This window comes from Streptomyces spirodelae (assembly GCF_017676385.1).
Taxonomy (GTDB): domain Bacteria; phylum Actinomycetota; class Actinomycetes; order Streptomycetales; family Streptomycetaceae; genus Streptomyces; species Streptomyces spirodelae.
Genome location: NZ_JAFFZN010000001.1, coordinates 1 through 17,376 on the forward strand (window position 1 = coordinate 1; position 17,376 = coordinate 17,376).

General features: G+C 70.2%; 13 protein-coding genes and 1 pseudogene. 7 read left to right on the forward strand and 7 right to left on the reverse strand.

Translation table 11 applies throughout. The features are described 5' to 3' along the window. Positions 1-106 precede the first annotated feature (106 nt). Together JW592_RS00005 and JW592_RS00010 are read left to right on the forward strand one after the other, a co-directional pair. On the forward strand, positions 107-715 hold the full coding sequence (locus JW592_RS00005; RefSeq protein ID WP_209262711.1) for a hypothetical protein: 609 nt from the start codon (positions 107-109) through the stop codon (positions 713-715). 154 nt (positions 716-869) lie between these two features. Continuing rightward, positions 870-1,304 (forward strand): annotated as a pseudogene (locus JW592_RS00010) (LmrA/YxaF family transcription factor); the annotation flags it as partial. 196 nt (positions 1,305-1,500) lie between these two features. Here the strand turns inward: JW592_RS00010 and JW592_RS00015 are convergent. Then, positions 1,501-2,124: an isochorismatase family protein gene (locus JW592_RS00015; RefSeq protein ID WP_209262712.1), complete on the reverse strand. Its 624-nt coding sequence runs from the start codon at positions 2,122-2,124 to the stop codon at positions 1,501-1,503. 48 nt (positions 2,125-2,172) lie between these two features. On the opposite strand from JW592_RS00015, the gene JW592_RS00020 reads away from it, so the two are divergent. The 5 genes from JW592_RS00020 to JW592_RS00040 all read left to right on the forward strand — a co-directional run bounded on the left by JW592_RS00020 (position 2,173) and on the right by JW592_RS00040 (position 6,044). Then, positions 2,173-3,147 (forward strand): ArsR/SmtB family transcription factor, encoded by a 975-nt coding sequence (locus tag JW592_RS00020; RefSeq protein WP_209262713.1) that lies wholly within the window; start codon positions 2,173-2,175, stop codon positions 3,145-3,147. A 222-nt stretch (positions 3,148-3,369) separates the two neighbouring features. After that, positions 3,370-3,834, forward strand: a complete 465-nt coding sequence (locus JW592_RS00025; protein WP_209262714.1) for a hypothetical protein — start codon at positions 3,370-3,372, stop codon at positions 3,832-3,834. Then, positions 3,831-4,154, forward strand: coding sequence for a winged helix-turn-helix domain-containing protein (locus tag JW592_RS00030; protein WP_209262715.1), 324 nt, complete (start codon positions 3,831-3,833; stop codon positions 4,152-4,154). The genes JW592_RS00025 and JW592_RS00030 overlap by 4 nt, the downstream gene beginning before the upstream one ends. Positions 4,155-4,320: 166 nt before the next feature. Next, positions 4,321-5,256 carry an ABC transporter ATP-binding protein gene (locus JW592_RS00035; protein ID WP_209262716.1) on the forward strand — a complete coding sequence of 312 codons (936 nt, stop codon included), beginning with the start codon at positions 4,321-4,323 and terminating at the stop codon, positions 5,254-5,256. Then, positions 5,253-6,044, forward strand: a complete 792-nt coding sequence (locus tag JW592_RS00040; RefSeq protein ID WP_209262717.1) for an ABC transporter permease — start codon at positions 5,253-5,255, stop codon at positions 6,042-6,044. Before JW592_RS00035 ends, JW592_RS00040 begins: the two co-directional genes overlap by 4 nt. A gap of 27 nt (positions 6,045-6,071) precedes the next feature. On the opposite strand, the gene putP is transcribed toward JW592_RS00040, so the two are convergent. The 6 genes from putP to JW592_RS00070 all read right to left on the reverse strand — a co-directional run bounded on the left by putP (position 6,072) and on the right by JW592_RS00070 (position 17,323). Continuing rightward, the gene (gene putP, locus JW592_RS00045) at positions 6,072-9,704 is read right to left on the reverse strand and encodes a sodium/proline symporter PutP (RefSeq protein ID WP_209263102.1); all 3,633 of its coding nucleotides are present in this window, start codon (positions 9,702-9,704) and stop codon (positions 6,072-6,074) included. Positions 9,705-9,881: 177 nt separating this feature from the next. Further along, complete coding sequence (locus JW592_RS00050; protein ID WP_209262718.1) at positions 9,882-11,264, reverse strand: L-serine ammonia-lyase; 1,383 nt, start codon at positions 11,262-11,264, stop codon at positions 9,882-9,884. 69 nt (positions 11,265-11,333) lie between these two features. After that, positions 11,334-12,599 (reverse strand): serine hydroxymethyltransferase, encoded by a 1,266-nt coding sequence (gene glyA / locus JW592_RS00055; RefSeq protein ID WP_209262719.1) that lies wholly within the window; start codon positions 12,597-12,599, stop codon positions 11,334-11,336. A gap of 157 nt (positions 12,600-12,756) precedes the next feature. Then, entirely contained in the window at positions 12,757-13,959 is a 1,203-nt protein-coding gene (locus JW592_RS00060) for an NAD(P)/FAD-dependent oxidoreductase (RefSeq protein WP_209262720.1), read from the reverse strand. After that, positions 13,956-14,279, reverse strand: coding sequence for a bifunctional 3-phenylpropionate/cinnamic acid dioxygenase ferredoxin subunit (locus JW592_RS00065; protein WP_209262721.1), 324 nt, complete (start codon positions 14,277-14,279; stop codon positions 13,956-13,958). The genes JW592_RS00060 and JW592_RS00065 overlap by 4 nt, the downstream gene beginning before the upstream one ends. A gap of 353 nt (positions 14,280-14,632) precedes the next feature. Then, positions 14,633-17,323, reverse strand: a complete 2,691-nt coding sequence (locus JW592_RS00070; protein ID WP_229374986.1) for a SpoIIE family protein phosphatase — start codon at positions 17,321-17,323, stop codon at positions 14,633-14,635. Positions 17,324-17,376 lie beyond the last annotated feature (53 nt).

Consider the following 17,376-nt stretch of genomic DNA (forward strand, 5'->3'; position numbering starts at 1 on the left):
GCGCACCAGCACTGTCTGCCGGCTGCTCGCCGAGGGGACGAAAACTTCCCGGCGGACCACAGGCCCGCGCGACTGAGCCGAACCGACCCGCCGTTAGGGTGTCGTCATGCCTCCACACGGTTCCGGGCCTGCCCTCGCCGTCGAGCGGCAGGCATGGCAGCAGGCGCTGGCCATCTTGGGCTGTCAGTTGGCCGCTGTGGGGCCACGGCGGCACGAGGACTGGCTGGTGGACGCCGCGGCGGTGCTCCAGTTCCGCACCCGCGATCCGCGCGGCTGGTTGCCCACGGACCACACCAGGTGGCTTGAGCGCACCAGGCACTCGCCGTACTACCCCTTCGACCGGCTTGAGCCGCACCACCTCGACCACCATCTGGAACTGCTGACCCACGAGGCAGCCGTGGAACTGACCGCGCTGCGCTGGACCGCCACGCCCTACGGCGGCGCCGAGCCGCCCGGTGCGTCCGACCCGGTGCGGCGGCGCCGGCTGTGGTCAGCCGCCCGCACCCTCCTGGCCAGGTTCGGCCCCGAAGCGGAGTACGCCACCAACGCCGAGGACCTCAGCGGTGGCACGGACCCCCACTGGTACCGCGACGGCTTCTCCCTCTCCTGCTTCGCCGGGGTGGACGCGCAGCGGGACGGACTCATCGGGGACTTCGGCATCCTGGCGGTCTCCGAGACGGAGGTCGGCGCGTTCTGGAACTTCTTCGTCGACTGACCCGTCGTCGTACTCAGCCGGTCCTGGTGACCGATCAGCTCCGAGACCGACGAATCCCACGTACACGGTGCACCGCCGTTCTCGGCTCGTCCGCAGTCGAGCCGTCTCGATGATTCACGGATCAGCGGTTCGGCGTGCAGCCGTCGTCGCCACGGTGGCGTGGGCCGGTCGTTACGCGGGCAAGCGGATCGCGCGTTTCCGTGCCGCGCTGCCCGAGCCGACACCGAGCAGGCTGTTCGCCGAGATGGTGCGCCAGTGGACCGACGAGTACGAGAAGACGGGCTTCGCGGGCGGCTGTCCGGTGGCCGCAGCGACGGTGGACTCGCACAGTCCACCACGGCGACCCGGGAAGCCACCGCCGCCGCGTTCGCCACCTGGAACGAGGCGCTCAGCCCAGGCTCTCGCCGACATGGGCGTGCCGGAGGGGCGCGCGGGCGCGCTCGCCACGCTCGTGATCAGCACCTTGGAAGGGGCTCTCCTCATGGCGCGGTCCGCGCAGGACACCGGTGCGCTGACGAGCGCAGCCCGGGAGCTGGCTCCCCTCCTGGACTCCGCCGTGGTCAACGCTTCGCAGCCGCGTGCCCGTTGAGGTACGTCTCGGCTTGCCACGAAACCCAGGGCATGTCTGCCCTCACCGCTCGCGGGGCGAGCGAGTGCCGCAAAGGGGCGGGAGCAGGGGGCACCTTCAGGAGGTCGGGCGGGGAGCCTGCCCGGACAAAAGGGGCGGCGGGCCGGTGCCTGGCACGGTCGGAAACACCGTGCTCAGCACCGTCCTGCCACTTGCCTCAGCGGTTGTGAGCGGCCGCGAGCTGTCCGACGAGAGAGGCGAACGGCATGTCCAGGTCCGCGTACACGCTCGGTGCAAGGGGGTGTGCGTTGTCGGCGAGCATCTCGACGGCGAGGGCGGCGTAGTCGCTCACGACCACGCCGGCCTGCTGCAGACGCAACAGCCCGGTTTCCCGCTTGGCCGCGGAGAAGGTGCCGGAGGCGTCGACGGCGACGTAGGCCCCGTAGCCCTCGGCGGCCGCGGCCATCGCGGGGAAGGCCGCGCAGACCTCCAGGGAGACCCCTGCGATCATGATCTTGTCGCGCCCGGTCGCCTCGATCGCGCTGCGGACCCGGGGGTCGTGCCAGGCGTTGACGGTGCTCCGGTCGATCACCTCATGCCCTTCCGGCAGTACGGCCCGCAACTCGGGGACGAGGGGTCCCCACATGCTGTCTGCCGCCGTGGTGGTGACGACGACGGGGATGCTCAGGCGCAGGGCGGCCCTGGCCAGACAGGCGACGTTGTGCGTGAGCTCCCCCACGCTGATGTCACGTACGCCGGTGAACAGTCCGACCTGGTGGTCCACCAGCAGGAGGGCGGCGTTGTCCGTGGTGAGGGCTTCGTGGAAGCGGTTCTTCGTCATGGGGACGATGGTTGACGAAGAGCATCCGACTCCGTGAATGTTTCAGTTGTGGCTGAAACCTCGTATGCGGAGTTCGACTTCTCCTCCGCCGATCTCGCCCGCCTGAGGTTCGCCTTCTCGCCGGTGTCCGAAGCGGTCGCCAGCCTTCGTACGCTGCAGGACCCCGGCCGCCACGCCCTGCACCTGCCGTGGATTCGCGCCGTCCGCCCCCGGCTCGCCGGGCTGGACCTGCGACTGCTCCTCGCGCTGGTTCCGCTCGGCCCCTACATCGCCGACTTCCTGACTCCGCCGCCGGTCCGGCCGCTGCCGGACGTCGCCGCCGAATTGGAGTTCGTCGCTACGGCGGACCCGGACGAGGCCGCCCGCGAGGCGGGCCGGGTTCCGGGGGCCGACACCCCGCCCGTACGGGAATTCCTCGCCGACCCGGCCGCCGGTGTGGTCCGCGCCGCCGATGAGCTGCGCCGGTACTGGGACGCGGCGCTGGCCGAGTTCTGGCCGCAGATCCGCGGCCTGTTCGAGGCGGAAGTGCTGCGCCGATCCCGTCAGTTGGCCCGCGAGGGCGCCGGGGTGATGTTCAACGACCTCCATCCGAACATCACCTGGACCCAGGGGTGCCTGCGCGTCCGCACCAAAGCGTGGCGGCGCAGCGGCCCCCTCGACGGTGACGGCATGGTCCTCGTCCCGAGCGTCTTCCACTGGCCGGACACACTCGTGATGGCCGAGCCCTATCAGCCGAACCTGGTGTATCCCGTCCCCGGTGTCGGCACGGTCTGGTCGCAGGGCGTCGTTCCCACCCCGGACGCGCTCGGCGCCCTCATCGGCCACACCCGCGCCAGAGTCCTGGTCGCCCTCGGCGGGCCCGCTACCACCAGCATTCTGGCGCGGCGGCTGGCCATGGCCCCGGGGGCGGTCAGCCAGCATCTCAAGGTGCTGCACGAAAGCGGTCTGATCACCCGGAAGCGCAGCGGACGTGAGGTCTACTACGAGCGCTCACAGTTGGGGCATTCGCTGTGCGCGGTCTGACGAGGCGGGCGGATCGAGGACGCCCGTCTCCGGTTCGGTCTCCGCTGCAGCACCCGCGTTGAGTGGCCGCCCGACGAGGATGCTCCTGCCAGGCGGGTCGGGCCAGTCCACGCTGTTGCGGATACGGCGCCCCGATCGGAGAGGGCGCCTCCGGTTCCCACCCTTGACTTTCCCGCCAGGAAAGTGGTGTCATCACTTTCCCACCAGGAAAGTGAGAACGCCATGGAAGAATCCGCCGCAGAACAGGCCGGCGACGCGCTCGGCCTGGTGGACCACGCCCAGCGCCAGGTGGCTGCGGAGGTGGGCCTGCCTCGCGGCTACTGGTGGGCCATGGCAGCCGGCTGGCTCGTCCTGAGCCTGATCGCCCAGGCCGGGCCCGCGTGGCTGGCCGCGGTTGCGACCCTGGGCTTCGGCATGGGGCACTCAGCGTTCGCCGCACGGCTGCTCAGCGGTCGTCGGCGCACGAGCGGGCTCCAGGTCAGCGCGGCGGTCGCCGGTCGACGGATCCCGTTGATCGTCGTCGGCATGCTCCTCGGGCTCGCCGGGATCACAGTACTGGCGGCACTCGCGCTCAACGCCGATGGCGCCGACCATCCGGCCATCTGGGCGGCGCTGCTGACAGCTGCGATCACCGGGTTCGGCGGGCCCGAGATCTTGCGCGTACTCCGCCGCTGGACGCGGGCATGACCGACCCCCAGTTCGATGAGCTGATCCACCCCAGCACCCGGCTCTCCCTGGTCGCCACCCTGGCAGCCGCCGACTGGGCGGAGTTCGCCTTCCTCAAGGACCGGCTCGGGATGTCCGACTCGGCCCTGTCGAAGCAGCTGGCGACGCTCGAAGGCGCGGGGTACATCGTCACGGAACGCCGTCTCGACGGCAGACGGTGGAGGGTCCGGGCCCGGCTGACGCCTGCCGGCCGGGATGCCTTCAACGGGCATGTCGCAGCTCTGCGACAGATCGTTGCCTCAGCCGCGGAGCCGGTTGACGGACCAGCGGCCAATCCGTGACGGCTCAAGGCGACCGGCGTGCCTCCCGCTGTAGCGAGCAAGGAGTGGGACCGACGGACGGCTGAGCTCCGCAGCGACTCGTATCGAAGTTGTACGCGGCACCGCACGGGGGCTGCGGCACAGGTGCGTCCCACCGCCGGGGTGTCGCACCGGAAGAGAGGTGTTCATGTCCAACGTGGTCGTTGTGGAAGGGCTGCGCAAGAGCTACGGCTCCGTGAAGGCCGTGGCGGGGGTGAGCTTCACGGTCGGGCGGGGGCAGATATTCGCGCTGCTCGGGCCGAACGGCGCGGGGAAGTCCACCACGCTGGAGATACTCGAGGGATTCCGCGCTCGGGACGGCGGACGCGTCGAAGTGCTCGGGCTGGATCCCGGCGACCGGGCAGTGGCCCGGGAGCTGCGCGAACGCATCGGACTGGTGCTGCAGGACATCGCGGTCGAGCCGTACCTGACGGTCCGCGAAGCCATCGCCCGCAACGCGGGCTACTACCGGAACCCGCGCGACGTCGACGAACTGATCGAGCTCGTCGATCTCTCAGGTCTGGAGCGCAGGAAGGTACGAGCGCTCTCGGGTGGGCAGAAACGCCGCTTGGACCTGGCACTCGGCATGATCGGCAACCCGGACCTGCTCTTTCTTGACGAGCCGACAACCGGATTCGACCCGAGCGCACGCCGGAGCGCGTGGCAGGTCGTTCGCAATCTGCGCGAGGCCGGGACCACCGTCGTGCTCACCACACACCACATGGAGGAGGCGCAAGAGCTGGCCGACCGTGTGGCAGTGATCTCCGACGGGCGCATCGTGTCCGAGGGAACGCCGGAGAACCTCGGTGGCCGCGACACCTCACGCGTGCGCATCAGTTTCGTCCCCCCGGCCGGGTCCACAGCAGCCGATCTGCCGGTGGACGCGATACCGGGCAAGGGCGCACGGGTCGTGACCGAGACCGACGAACCGACCGCGACCCTGCACCGGTTGACCGACTGGGCGCTGCGGCGCGGCACGGTCCTCGATCAGCTGACGGTCGAGCGGCCGAGCCTGGAGGACATCTACCTCGACCTGACCGACCGCGACGCTCCGGAGCCGGCGACGAGAGGGAACGCACTGTGACCAGCACCGTCATCCAGCGCGCTGCCCGGCGCGACCTGACTGTCCTTCTGCACCAGATCCGCTACGAGCAGCTCACCTTCTGGCGCAATCCGCAAAGTGCTTTTTTCACTTTCGTCCTGCCGGTCGTGGTCATCGCGGTCTTCGGCCTCATGTTCGACGGCACCACGCCCAGCCCGTACTTCGGCGGACTCTCAGCTCTCCAGTACTACGTGACGACGCTCGCCGCCATGTCAGTGCTCGGCTCCTGCTACAGCCAGTTGGCCATTGTCCTGTCGACGCGACGCCAGAACGGGATACTCAAACGGGTTCGAGCCACGCCGCTGCCGCCGTGGATGTATTTCGTCGGCCTGCTGGCGCACTGCGTGATGGTGAGCATCATCGATGTCCTGCTCATCGTCGGCGTCGGACGCCTCTACAACGTCCCGGTGCCGAGTGCCGCGGCGTGGCTGCCCGTCGCGGTGACACTCGTGCTCGGCTCGGCCAGCTTCTGCGCGCTGGGCTTCGCGGTGGCCTCACTGATCAGAAACGCGGAAGCCGCACCCGCCGTCGTGCAGTTCATCCTCTTCCCGCTCGTATTCATGTCCGGCACGTACATGCCCGTCCACAACGCGATCCTGGAGAACATCACCGGCCTGCTGCCGGTACGGCCGTTCAACCAAGCACTGCTGCAGGCGATCGGCCCCGACGGCGGCTTCGCCTGGCGGCACCTGCTGGTACTGGTGCTCTGGGGCGTCCTCGGAGCGGCGGTGGCGGTCCGGCGCTTCCGCTGGGACCCCAGGCCCGAATGACGACGCAGCTCTTCCTGAATCGCGTCGCTACTGGGGGCCGTGGCTGGTGTGGGTCGGGCCCGCTTCCTGGACGGCCGGAGAGGCGGGGATGGCCTGCTCCGTCCAGATGACCTTGCCGGTCGCCATGTGGCGGGTACCCCACCGCTGGGCGAGCTGGGCCACGAGCAGCAGGCCCCGGCCTCCCTCGTCGGTGGTGCGGGCGTGGCGCAGGCGCGGCGATGTGCTGCTGGCGTCGGAGACTTCGCAGATCAGGCAGCGGTCGCGGATCAGGCGCAGGCAGACCGGCCCGGTCGCATGGCGGATGGCGTTGGTGACGAGCTCGCTCACGATCAGTTCCGTGGTGAACGTCAGCTCGTCCATACCCCACTCCCCCAGCTGTTCGCCCGCGAGGGTGCGCGCTTGGGCGACTGCGGCCGGATCGCTGGGCACATCCCAGGAGATGACCTGGTCCGGGGCCAGGACACGGGTCCGTGCCAGCAGCAGGGCCGCGTCGTCGGCCGGCGGGCCGGTCAGCATGGCGTCGAGCGCGTTGCGGCCGGTCTCCTCCAGCGTCGGCCTCGATGCCAGGAGGGCCTCACCCAGTCGGGCGAGTCCGACGTCGATGTCCCGGTCGTAGGTCTCGATGAGGCCGTCGGTGTAGAGCGCGATGAGGCTGCCCTCGGCCAGCTCCAGTTCGAGCGATTCGAAGGGGAGATAGCCGAGGCCGAGTGGTGGCCCGGCCGGCAGGTCCAGGATGTCGGCGCCTCCGTCGGGGCCGACGACCATGGGCGGCAGGTGGCCGGCCCGTGCCAGGGTGCACCGCCTGCTGACCGGGTCGTACACCGCGACCAGGCATGTGGCCCCCAGGAACGCGGCGCGTGCGGTCTCGCCCTCGGCCGCCGTCGCTTCCTCCGTCGGCTCCTCGCTGTCGGGTGCCTCCATGAGGCCGATGACGAGGTCGTCCAGATGGGCGAGCAATTCGTCCGGGGGGAGGTCCAGGTTGGCGAGTGTGCGCACCGCGGTACGCAGACGCCCCATGGTTGCCGCCGCGTTGATGCCATGTCCGACCACGTCCCCGACGACCAGTGCGACCCGGGCTCCGGAGAGCGGAATCGCGTCGAACCAGTCCCCGCCCACGCCGCTGGGGGCATCCGCCGGCAGGTACCACGACGCCACCTCCAGTGCGGAGCCCGCGGTCAGCTCGCGTGGCAGCAGGAAACTCTGCATGGAACGGGCAGCGGTGCGCTCACGGGTGAAGCGGCGCGCGTTGTCCACGCACACCGCCGCGTGGGAGACGAGCTCCTCGGCGAGACGCACGTCGTCCTCCTCGAAGGGCTCCCGGTCCTGCGACCTGGCGAATGTCGCCACGCCCATGGTGACGCCGCGCGCCCGCACCGGGATCACCATCAGCGAGCGGAAGTCGAACGCTCGGACGGAGGCGCCCAGGGGCTGGTCCTGGACCACCCAGGGACTGGTGGAGGGGTCCAGGGTCCGTTCCACCAGCGTTCTGCTCTGCAGCAGGCAGCGGGTAACGGGCGACGACGGAGCACGCCGGACCGCTTCCCCCACGGCCCAGCTGGCCTCCGGGCAGCCCTCGCGCACCGACTGCTGTCCCGCGCGCCGCAGAACGGGTGTCATGCCGACCGGTCCGGGGGCGGGTTCCTCGCCCCTCATGACCGAGTCCAGTACGTCGACGGCGACGAAGTCGGCGAGCGAGGGCACGGCCTGGTCGGTCAGCTCCTGCGCGGTCCGCGTCACGTCCAGCGTGGTGCCGATGCGGACGGCGGCTTCGTTCAGCAGGGCCAGCCGTTCCTGCGCCTGCCAGCGCTGGGTGACGTCGATGATCATGTACCAGATGCCCACGTGCCGGCCCTGGCGGTCCTTCATGACGAAGAAGGACGCGGAGAAGGCACGCTTGCGGCGCGGGTCCGCGTACCGGGGGCCGCGGAACTCGTAGTCGATCACCGGGGCCCCGGTCTCCAGGACCGACTGCATCTTCTCCTCGAACGCCTGCGCCTCCTCCTTCGGCAGCACGTCCGTCACCTGTCGCCCCAACCGCTGTTCAAGGGGGATCAGGCGGTCCAGTGGCTCGTTCACCCAGACGTAGCGCAGGTCCGTGTCCAGAACGGCCATGCCGACAGGTGCGTGGGTGAGGGACGGCACGAGCTTCAGCTGGCTCACCCCGCCGCCGGGCATCCGCCAGAAGGCCCGTGTCGGCGGCCGACCGACGAACCTGCCGAACAGCAGTGCGGCCCCCGTGGCCACGAGCACGCCGGGAACCATTTCGTAGATTCCTGACTCCAGTGGTCCGAGCAGCGGATTGATCTGCTCCCAGAGCAGCACCGTGGCCGCGCCCGACACGATCCCGGCCATGGCCCCCGCCCAGGTCATCCGGGGCCAGTACAGCGAGAGGAGGACGACCGGCCCGAAGGCCGCACCGAATCCGGCCCAGGCATACGCGACGATGCTCAGCAGCCCGCCGGCCTGGAGCGCGATCACGAAGGCCACCACGATGACCAGGCCGACCGCGGCCCGGCCGACCCACACCAGCGCCTTGTCCGAGGCACGCCGGTTGAGGAACGCGCGGTAGAAGTCCTCGGTGAGAGCCACGGATGACACCAGGAGCTGGCTGTCCGCGGTCGACATGATGGCGGCCAGTACGGCGACCAGCATCACCCCGGCCACCCATGGATTGAGCAGCGTCCGGCTCAGGACGATGAACACCGTATCCGGGTCGGACAGCGGCGTGCCGAGCTTGGCGATGCCCACCAGGCCGACGAGCGTGCCCCCGGCGAGTACGACCACGACCCACCCGGTGCCGATACGGCGGGCCGCGGGAACCGCACGGATACTGCGGATGCCCATGAAGCGGGCCAAGATGTGCGGCTGGCCGAAGTAGCCCAGGCCCCAGGCGAGCAGCGAGACGATCGCGACGGCGCCGAGCCCCCCGCCCGCTGACCACTGGCCGTCGGCGTACTGGACATCGGACCCCATGTCCAGCAGTCCCGGCCCCTTGTCGTCGAGGCCGGTGCCCAGTGACCCGAAACCCCCGAGGGCCGCGACGCCCGTCACCGGGAGCACCACCAGGGCGAGGAACATCAGCGCGCCTTGCATCACGTGCGTCAGGCTCACTGCGAGGAAGCCTCCGAGACAGGAGTAGGTGACGATCACCAGGGCCGTCACCGTGACGCCGAGCCCGAACCGGAAGTCGAATACTTGCTCGAACAGCAACCCTCCGGCCACCAGACCGCTGGCGACATAGACGGTGAAGAACACCAGGGTGACCGCCGCCGAGACCATCCTGAGCATCCGGGTGCGATCCTCGAAGCGCTCTTCCAGATAGGCCGACAGGCTTACCGCGTTCCCGGCGCGTTCGGTGTAGGTGCGCAGCCTCGGCGCGACGAAGAGCCAGTTGAGATAGGTGCCGGCCGCCAGGCCGACCGCGATCCAACTGGCACCGAGGCCGGCGGCGTACACCGCTCCGGGGAGTGCGAGAAACAGCCAGCCGGACATATCGCTGGCTCCTGCGGACAGAGCGGCGACGAGCGCGCTCAGCCTGCGGCTCCCGAGGGCGAAGTCGGCGAAGGTGCGGGTGCGGGTGTAAGCCCAGACGCCGATTCCGACCATGGCGGCCACGTACACGGCGACCACGGTCACGATCGGCGCACTCAATTCGAACATGCTGTTCCCGCTGGAGAGGTTCCTGAGCCCGGAGGCGACCATCGACACGCCTGGCAGTCGCACGCTCTGGCGTCTCAATGTACTGAAACCGGTAGCCGGAACTTGACCACCGCTTGTGTGTCGGCGTGCAGGTCTCCATGCGCAGGTGCTCCAAAGGAGAGACCACCTGGCACGGGTTCAGCACTCGATGATGTTGACCGCGAGCCCGCCGCGCGCCGTCTCCTTGTATTTGACGCTCATATCGGCGCCGGTTTCCTTCATCGTCTTGATGACCTTGTCGAGGGAGACATGGTGGCGGCCGTCACCGCGAAGCGCCATCCTGGCGGCTGTGACGGCTTTGACCGCCGCCATCCCGTTCCGCTCGATGCACGGGACCTGGACCAGGCCGCCAACCGGGTCGCAGGTCAGCCCCAGGTTGTGCTCCATACCGATCTCCGCAGCGTTCTCGACCTGCTCGGGAGAGCCGCCGAGGACTTCGGCGAGGCCGCCCGCGGCCATGGAACAGGCGGAACCGACCTCGCCCTGGCAGCCGACTTCGGCGCCGGAGATCGAGGCGTTCTCCTTGAAGAGCATGCCGATCGCGCCCGCGGCGAGCAGGAAGCGGACGACGCCCTCCTCGTCGGCGCCCGGCACGAAGTTCTTGTAGTAGTGCAGAACCGCGGGGATGATGCCGGCCGCGCCGTTGGTCGGCGCGGTCACCAGCCGGCCGCCGGCCGCGTTCTCCTCGTTGACGGCCATCGCATAGAGGGTGACCCACTCCATGGCTCGCCCGACCGGGTCGCCCTCGGCGCGCAGCTGCCGGGCCGAGGCAGCCGCCCGGCGGCGGACCTTCAGCCCGCCCGGCAGGATGCCCTCGTGGGACAGGCCGTGCGCGACGCACTCCTCCATGACCCGCCAGATCTCCAGCAAGCCGGTACGGATCTCCTCTCCGGTGCGCCATGCCTGCTCGTTCTCCAGCATGACGGCCGAGATGGACAGGCCGGTCTCGCGGGCGAGACGAAGGAGTCCGTCGCCGGTGTGAAAAGGATGCTTCAGAGCGGTGTCGTCCGGCGTGACGCGGTCGGCGCCGACCGCGTCCTCGTCGACCACGAAGCCGCCGCCCACCGAGTAGTAGGTCTTCTCCAGCAGCGGCGCGCCGTGGGTGTCGTAGGCGAAGAGAGTCATGCCGTTGGCGTGGTACGGCAGCGAGCGGCGCCGGTGCAGTATCAGCTGGGTGTCGGCGTCGAAGTCGATCTCGCAGGACGGGCCGATCTCCGTGCCGAGGAGGCGCAGGCGTCCGGTGGTACGGATGCGTACGACATCCAGCTCGGCCCGGCCGATGTCGACCGAATGCGGCTCGTTGCCCTCCAGTCCGAGCAGCACGGCCTTGGGCGTGCCGTGGCCGTGCCCGGTGGCACCGAGGGAGCCGAACAGTTCGGCCCGCACGGATGCCGTCTGGGCGAGGAGGCCGTCCTGCTTCAGCCGGACGGCGAACGTCCGGGCGGCCCGCATGGGGCCGACCGTGTGCGAGCTGGACGGGCCGATGCCGATGGAGAACAGGTCGAAGACGCTGATTGCCACGCCGTGCTCCGTGGGTTGAGGGGGCGTATCGCGCCTGTCGCGGAACACGCCCCGTGGGAGTGGTACCGGTTACCGGCCGAGGCCGGAGTAGAGCGGGTGCTTGTCGGCGAGCGCCGTGGCCCTCGCGGTGAGCGCTGCGGCGTCGAAGCCTGGTTTGAGGGCTTCGGCGATGATGTCGGCGACCTCGTGGAAGTCCTCGGCTGTGAAGCCGCGGGTGGCCAGCGCCGGGGTGCCGATGCGCAGGCCGGAGGTGACCATCGGCGGACGCGGGTCGTCGGGGATGGCGTTGCGGTTAACGGTGATACCGACGGAGTGGAGTCGGTCCTCGGCCTGCCGGCCGTCGAGTTCGGAGTGGCGGAGGTCGACGAGGACCAGGTGGACGTCGGTGCCGCCGGAGAGGACGGAGACACCGTGCTGCTGGACGTCGGCCCTGTGCAGCCGGTCGGCGAGGATCTTGGCGCCGTCCAGGGTGCGCTGCTGGCGCTCCTTGAAGCCGTCGCTCGCGGCGACCTTGAAGGCAACCGCCTTGGCGGCGATCACATGCTCCAGCGGGCCGCCCTGCTGTCCGGGGAAGACCGCTGAGTTGATCTTCTTGGCGATCTCCTGGGTGCAGAGGATGACGCCGCCGCGCGGGCCGCCCAGGGTCTTGTGGGTGGTTGTGGTCACGATGTGTGCGTAGGGGACCGGCGAAGGGTGCAGACCGGCTGCGACCAGACCCGCGAAGTGGGCCATGTCGACCATGAGATAGGCACCGACCTCATCGGCGATGCGGCGGAAGGCTGCGAAGTCCAGCCGTCGGGGGTAGGCGGACCAGCCGGCCAGGATCAGTTTGGGCTTGTGTTCCTTGGCGAGGCGCTCGACCTCGGTCATGTCCACCTGCCCCGCCTGGGTGTCGACGTGGTAGGCGGCCACGTTGTAGAGCTTGCCGGAGAAGTTGATCTTCATTCCGTGGGTCAGGTGCCCGCCGTGGGCGAGATCGAGTCCGAGGATGGTGTCGCCCGGTTTGAGGAGGGCGAACATGGCCGCGGCGTTGGCCTGGGCGCCGGAGTGCGGCTGGACGTTGGCGGCCTCGGCGCCGAAGAGTGCCTTGACGCGGTCGATGGCGATCTGCTCGACGACATCGACGTGTTCGCAGCCGCCGTAGTAGCGGCGGCCCGGGTAGCCCTCGGCGTATTTGTTGGTGAGGACCGAGCCCTGGGCCTCCATCACCGCGACCGGGGCGAAGTTCTCGGAGGCGATCATCTCCAGGGTGCGCTGCTGGCGGTGGAGTTCGGCGTCGACGGCGGCGGCGATGTCCGGGTCGAGTTCGTGGAGGGAACTGTCGAGAGGCGACATGGCGGTGCCTTCCTGACGGCGGTCGATGTGATCCCGGCGAGGGTGCTTGTCGGCCGCCGGGACGCGGCGGCGGTGCGGGCCCGGCCGCGGCCGTACGAAGAGCCTGCGGCGTGCGAAGACCTGCGGCGTGTGAAGGCCGACGGCGGTCGGGCCCGGCTCAGGTGGTGACCGGCTGCATGGCGCGCATGAGTTCGCGGCGCTTCCGCATGAAGGGGCGGGGACGGTTGACGGCGATGACGGCGGTGGTCTCCCCGTCACGGTCGTAGCAGGCGAGGAAGCTGCGGTCCTCGGCGGAGCCTTCGACGATCCGCGGGGTGTCGGTGGGCAGCCGCCGGCCGGCGAACTGGATCCGCACCCCGTACTGGTCGGACCAGAAGTACGGCAGGCTCCCGTGGCGGGCGACCGTGCTGCCGGCGAGGATGTTCTGCGCGGCGACGGTGGCCTGTTCCGTGGCGCTGGTCCAGTGCTCGGAACGGCTGCCGTCCACTCGGGCGACGTCCCCGACGGCTACGACGTTCGGCAGCGCGGTGACACAGCCCGCGTCGCACAGCACGCCGTCGTCCAACGGCACCCCGGAGCCCTCCAGCCAGCCGGTGTTGGGCCGTACGCCGATCCCGACGACGACCACATCGGCGGGCAGCAGCCGCCCGTCGCTCAACTCCACTCCCGTGACGCGGCCCTCCCTGCCGCCGCACTGCAGCCCGGCAACGCCCGTGCCGGTGACCAGGGTGACGCCGTGGTCCGCGTGCAGACCGGCACACACCCGGGCCATCTCCTCCCCGAGCTGGGGTACGAGGGGAAGCGGGGCGGCCTCGACCACGGTCACGTCATGGCCGAGGACCGAGCAGGAGGAGGCGACCTCGGAGCCGATGAACCCGCCGCCGATGACCACGACCTGGGCCGGGCCGCGGGCCAGGTCGTCGCGGAGCGCCTGGGCGTCGTCGAGGGTGCGCAGGGTGTGCACCCCGGTTCCGGCCGGGTCGGCGGGCTCGGCGGACTCGACGGGTTCCTGACCGGGAAGGAGCCGGGGGGAGGCTCCGGTCGCGATGACCACGGCGTCGGTGTCCAGCGACCTGTCGCCGTCCAGCAGCACCGCACCGCCGGCGGTGTCCAGTCCGGTGGCGCTGGTGCCCAGATACCACTCGGCGTAGAGCTCGGCGGTCTCGTCCGTGTCGGTGAGGGCGAGTTGCCCCTGGTCGGCGGCGCCGGTGAGGAAGTCCTTGGACAGCGGGGGGCGGTCGTAGGGCTGGTGGTTCTCGTCGCCGACGATCACCAGCCGGCCGTCGAACCCCTGGGTACGCAGAGCGCGTGCGGTGTACAGGCCGGCCAGCGAGGCCCCGACGACGGTGATGCTCCTCATGCCGGCTCCGCGACGGCGACGCCGAGCAGGACGTACCCGTCCTGCACGGAAACCTGGTGGGTGCGCACCGGGTACTTCGCCGGCGGGCAGGTCGGGCGCCCGTCCCGCAGGTCGAAGAAGGCGGTGTGCAGGGGGCATTCGACGAAGCAGCCTTCCAGCCAGCCGTCGGACAGCGAGGCGTCCTGGTGGGTGCAGGTGTCGTCGATGGCGTAGAACTCGCCTTCCTCGGTGTGGAACACCGCGACGGGGGCGGGGACGCCGTCGGTCACACGGATGGATTCGCCGGGTGGCAGGTCTTCGATCCGGCACACCGTGATCATGAGGAACCTCCAGGGTACGGGGGGGCCGACAGGGATGGGCAGCCCTCGGCATGCAGCCACGCCCAGCCATGGGACGGAGGAAGAGATGGAACGTTGTGGCGTTGCCAGGTGTCTCGAATAGCACAACGCGGTTCGCTATACGCAACATGCTTTCGGTCGCCCCGGCGGCTTGTCAAGAGGAAACCGGAGCAGGCTGCGACGGCGTATCGCCGGAGGACGAGGCGCGCGACACCGCCCCGGCTCACAGGCGGGCCCCAGCCGTGGCCGCACCCGCCGTCGGCACAGGGGCCCACACCGCCGGAGCGTGCCGACCGGCCTCGTTGTCGCCCTCGCTGAGGAAGCGAGGGCCGCGCTCACAGCTCCAGGTCGGTCCACTGGTCCAGCAGCTCATCGCCGGTTGCTCCACCGGGTGCGGCTGCGGCGTCGTGCAGGGACTGCTCGGTCCAGATGACCTTGCCGTGCGGGGTGTACCGAGTGCCCCAGCGCTGCGCGAACCGGGCGACGAGGAACAGGCCGCGACCGCCCTCGTCGGTGGTCTTGGCCCGGCGCAGGTGCGGGGAGGTGCTGCTGCCGTCGGCGACCTCGCAGATCAGGCTGGAGCGGTCGTGCAGCAGGCGGAGCCGGATGGGCTCGGTTCCGTAGCGGATGGCGTTGGTGACCAGTTCGCTGAGGATGAGTTCGGTCGGGAAGGCGACCTCGTCCAGGCCCCAGGTCTCCAGCCGGCGAGCGCAGGCGGCGCGGATGCGGGAGACGGCGGCGGGGTCGGCGGGCACCTCCCACTCGGCGACCTGGTCCGGATCCAGCAGCCGGGTCCGGGCCACCAGGAGGGCTATGTCGTCGCCGGGGCGTGCGGGGAGCATCGCGTCGAGTACCGCCTGACAGGTCTGCTCCGGATCCTGGCCGGAGCGTGCCAGCGCTTCGCCCAGGAGTGCGAAGCCGGTGTCGAGATCGCGACGGCGGTCCTCGATGAGCCCGTCCGTGTACAGAGCCAGCCGGGTTCCCTCGGGCAGCTGCAGTTCAGCGGTTTCGACCGGCAGTCCGGCACCGAGGCCCAGCGGCGGTGAGACAGGGACTTCGGGGAAGGAGACGGTGCCGTCGGGGTGGACGAGCGCGGGGCCCGGGTGGCCGGCCCGGGCGATGGAACAGGAACCCGAGGACGGATCGTAGATCGCGAACAGGCAGGTGGCGCCCAGCATGCCTTCGCCCTCGCCGTCGCCGGGCTCGCCCTGGTCGATACGGGCGACCAGCTCGTCCAGGTGTCTCAGGAGCTCGTCGGGGGACAGATCCAGGGCGCAGAAGTTGTGTACGGCCACGCGCAGCCGTCCCATGGTGACGGCCGCGTGCAGTCCGTGCCCGACGACATCGCCCACGACCAGGGCGACGCGGGCGCCCGGCAGCGGGATGACGTCGAACCAGTCGCCACCCACTCCGGCCTGAGCCGGCAGATAGCGGTAGGCCACCTCCAGCGCCGACTGCTCGGGCAACGTACGGGGCAGCAGACTGCGCTGCAGGGTGGCCGCCGTGGCGTGCTCCCGGGTGTAGCGGCGGGCGTTGTCTATGCACACCGCCGCCCGGGCGGCCAACTCCTCGGCGAAGGACAGATCGTCCTCGGTGAAGGGCTCCTTGTCCGAGCGGTAGAACCCGACCATGCCCAGCACCACACCGCGGGCCTGCAGGGGAACGCTGATCATGGAGCGGAGCCCGAAGTCCACGATGCGCTGCGCGCGTTCGGGATCCAGAGCCTGCCAGTCCGGCGCGGCGCGCAACTCGGGCACCAGCACCGCACGACCATCCCGCAGCCCCCGCGCCTGCGGCATCGTCGGCAGGAAAGTGATCCTCTCCCCCACCCGGTACAGCGGATGGTCGTCCCGGACGCCGCACATGGCTGTGCGGTGCATGGTCAGACTCGCGCCGTCCGGTTCCTCACCCCGCTGGACAGCGTCCAGCAACTCGACTGTGGCGTAGTCGGCGAACTGGGGAACCGCGACTTCGGCCAGTTCCTCGGTGGTGCGCACCATGTCCAGCGTGGAGCCGATCCGTACCCCGGCGTCGTAGAGCAACTGCAGACGTTCCCGTGCCACCTCGGCCCGGCCCGCCAGGGTCCGCAGCTCGGTGGAGTCCCGCAGCGTCGCCACGCTGCCGGGCCCTTTGCCGTAGCTGTCCACGGGCCGCATGTTGACGGCCAGCAGCCGGTCCCCCGCCAGGTGCACCTCGTCGTCGGCCGTCCGGCCGGAGCCCAGCAGATCGGCCGTGCCGGGGGCCAGCCCCAGTTCGGTGATCGGCCGGCCCTCGGCCTCTTCGGGCAGTTCGAGCAGCTGGCGTGCCTCGTCGTTGGCCAACAGCAGCCGGGCGTCGTCGTCGATGATGAGCACGCCCTCGCGCACGGAATGCAGCACCGCGTCGTGATGCTCGTACATCCGGGTCATCTCCGCGGGGCCCAGCCCGTGCGTCTGGTGCAACAGCCGCCGGCTCACCAGCGCCGATCCGGCCATGGCCACAAGGAGCGCACCGCCCGCCGCCCCGAAGATCATCGGCAGTTGGTCCACCACCGCGGCGTTCACACTCTTGACCTTGATCCCGACGGACACCAGCCCGGCCACCGAGCCGTCCGTGTCGAAGACGGGAACCATCGAGTCCACGGCACGGCCGACCCCCGGCGTGTCATAGGTCTCCTGGTGCACGTGGCCGCCGAGCGCCTCGGCGTAGGAACCGACGACGTGCTTGCCGATCAGATCCGGGTCCGGGTGGGTCCAGCGGAAGCCTTCCGTGTCGAACGCGATGATGTAGTCGACACCGGACCCCTTCCGGGCTTCCTCCGCGCGCGGCTGCAACAGTGCGGTCGGGTCGGAGGACTTCATGGCTTCCAGCGTCCCCGGGGCCCGCGCGAAGGTCTGCGCGCCGACGAGCGAGCGGTCGCGGGCCTCCTCCAGACTCGCCCCCCGGGCCTGGAGGACGAGAGCGATCACCGCTGCGGAGGCGAGCAGCGCCACCAGCACGACTTGCAGCGCGAACACCTGGCCCGCGGCGGTGCGCACGCTCAGCAGCGAATACCCGCGCCGCTCCGTGGAGCGGCGCGGGGCCGTCCGTGCGTCTTCAG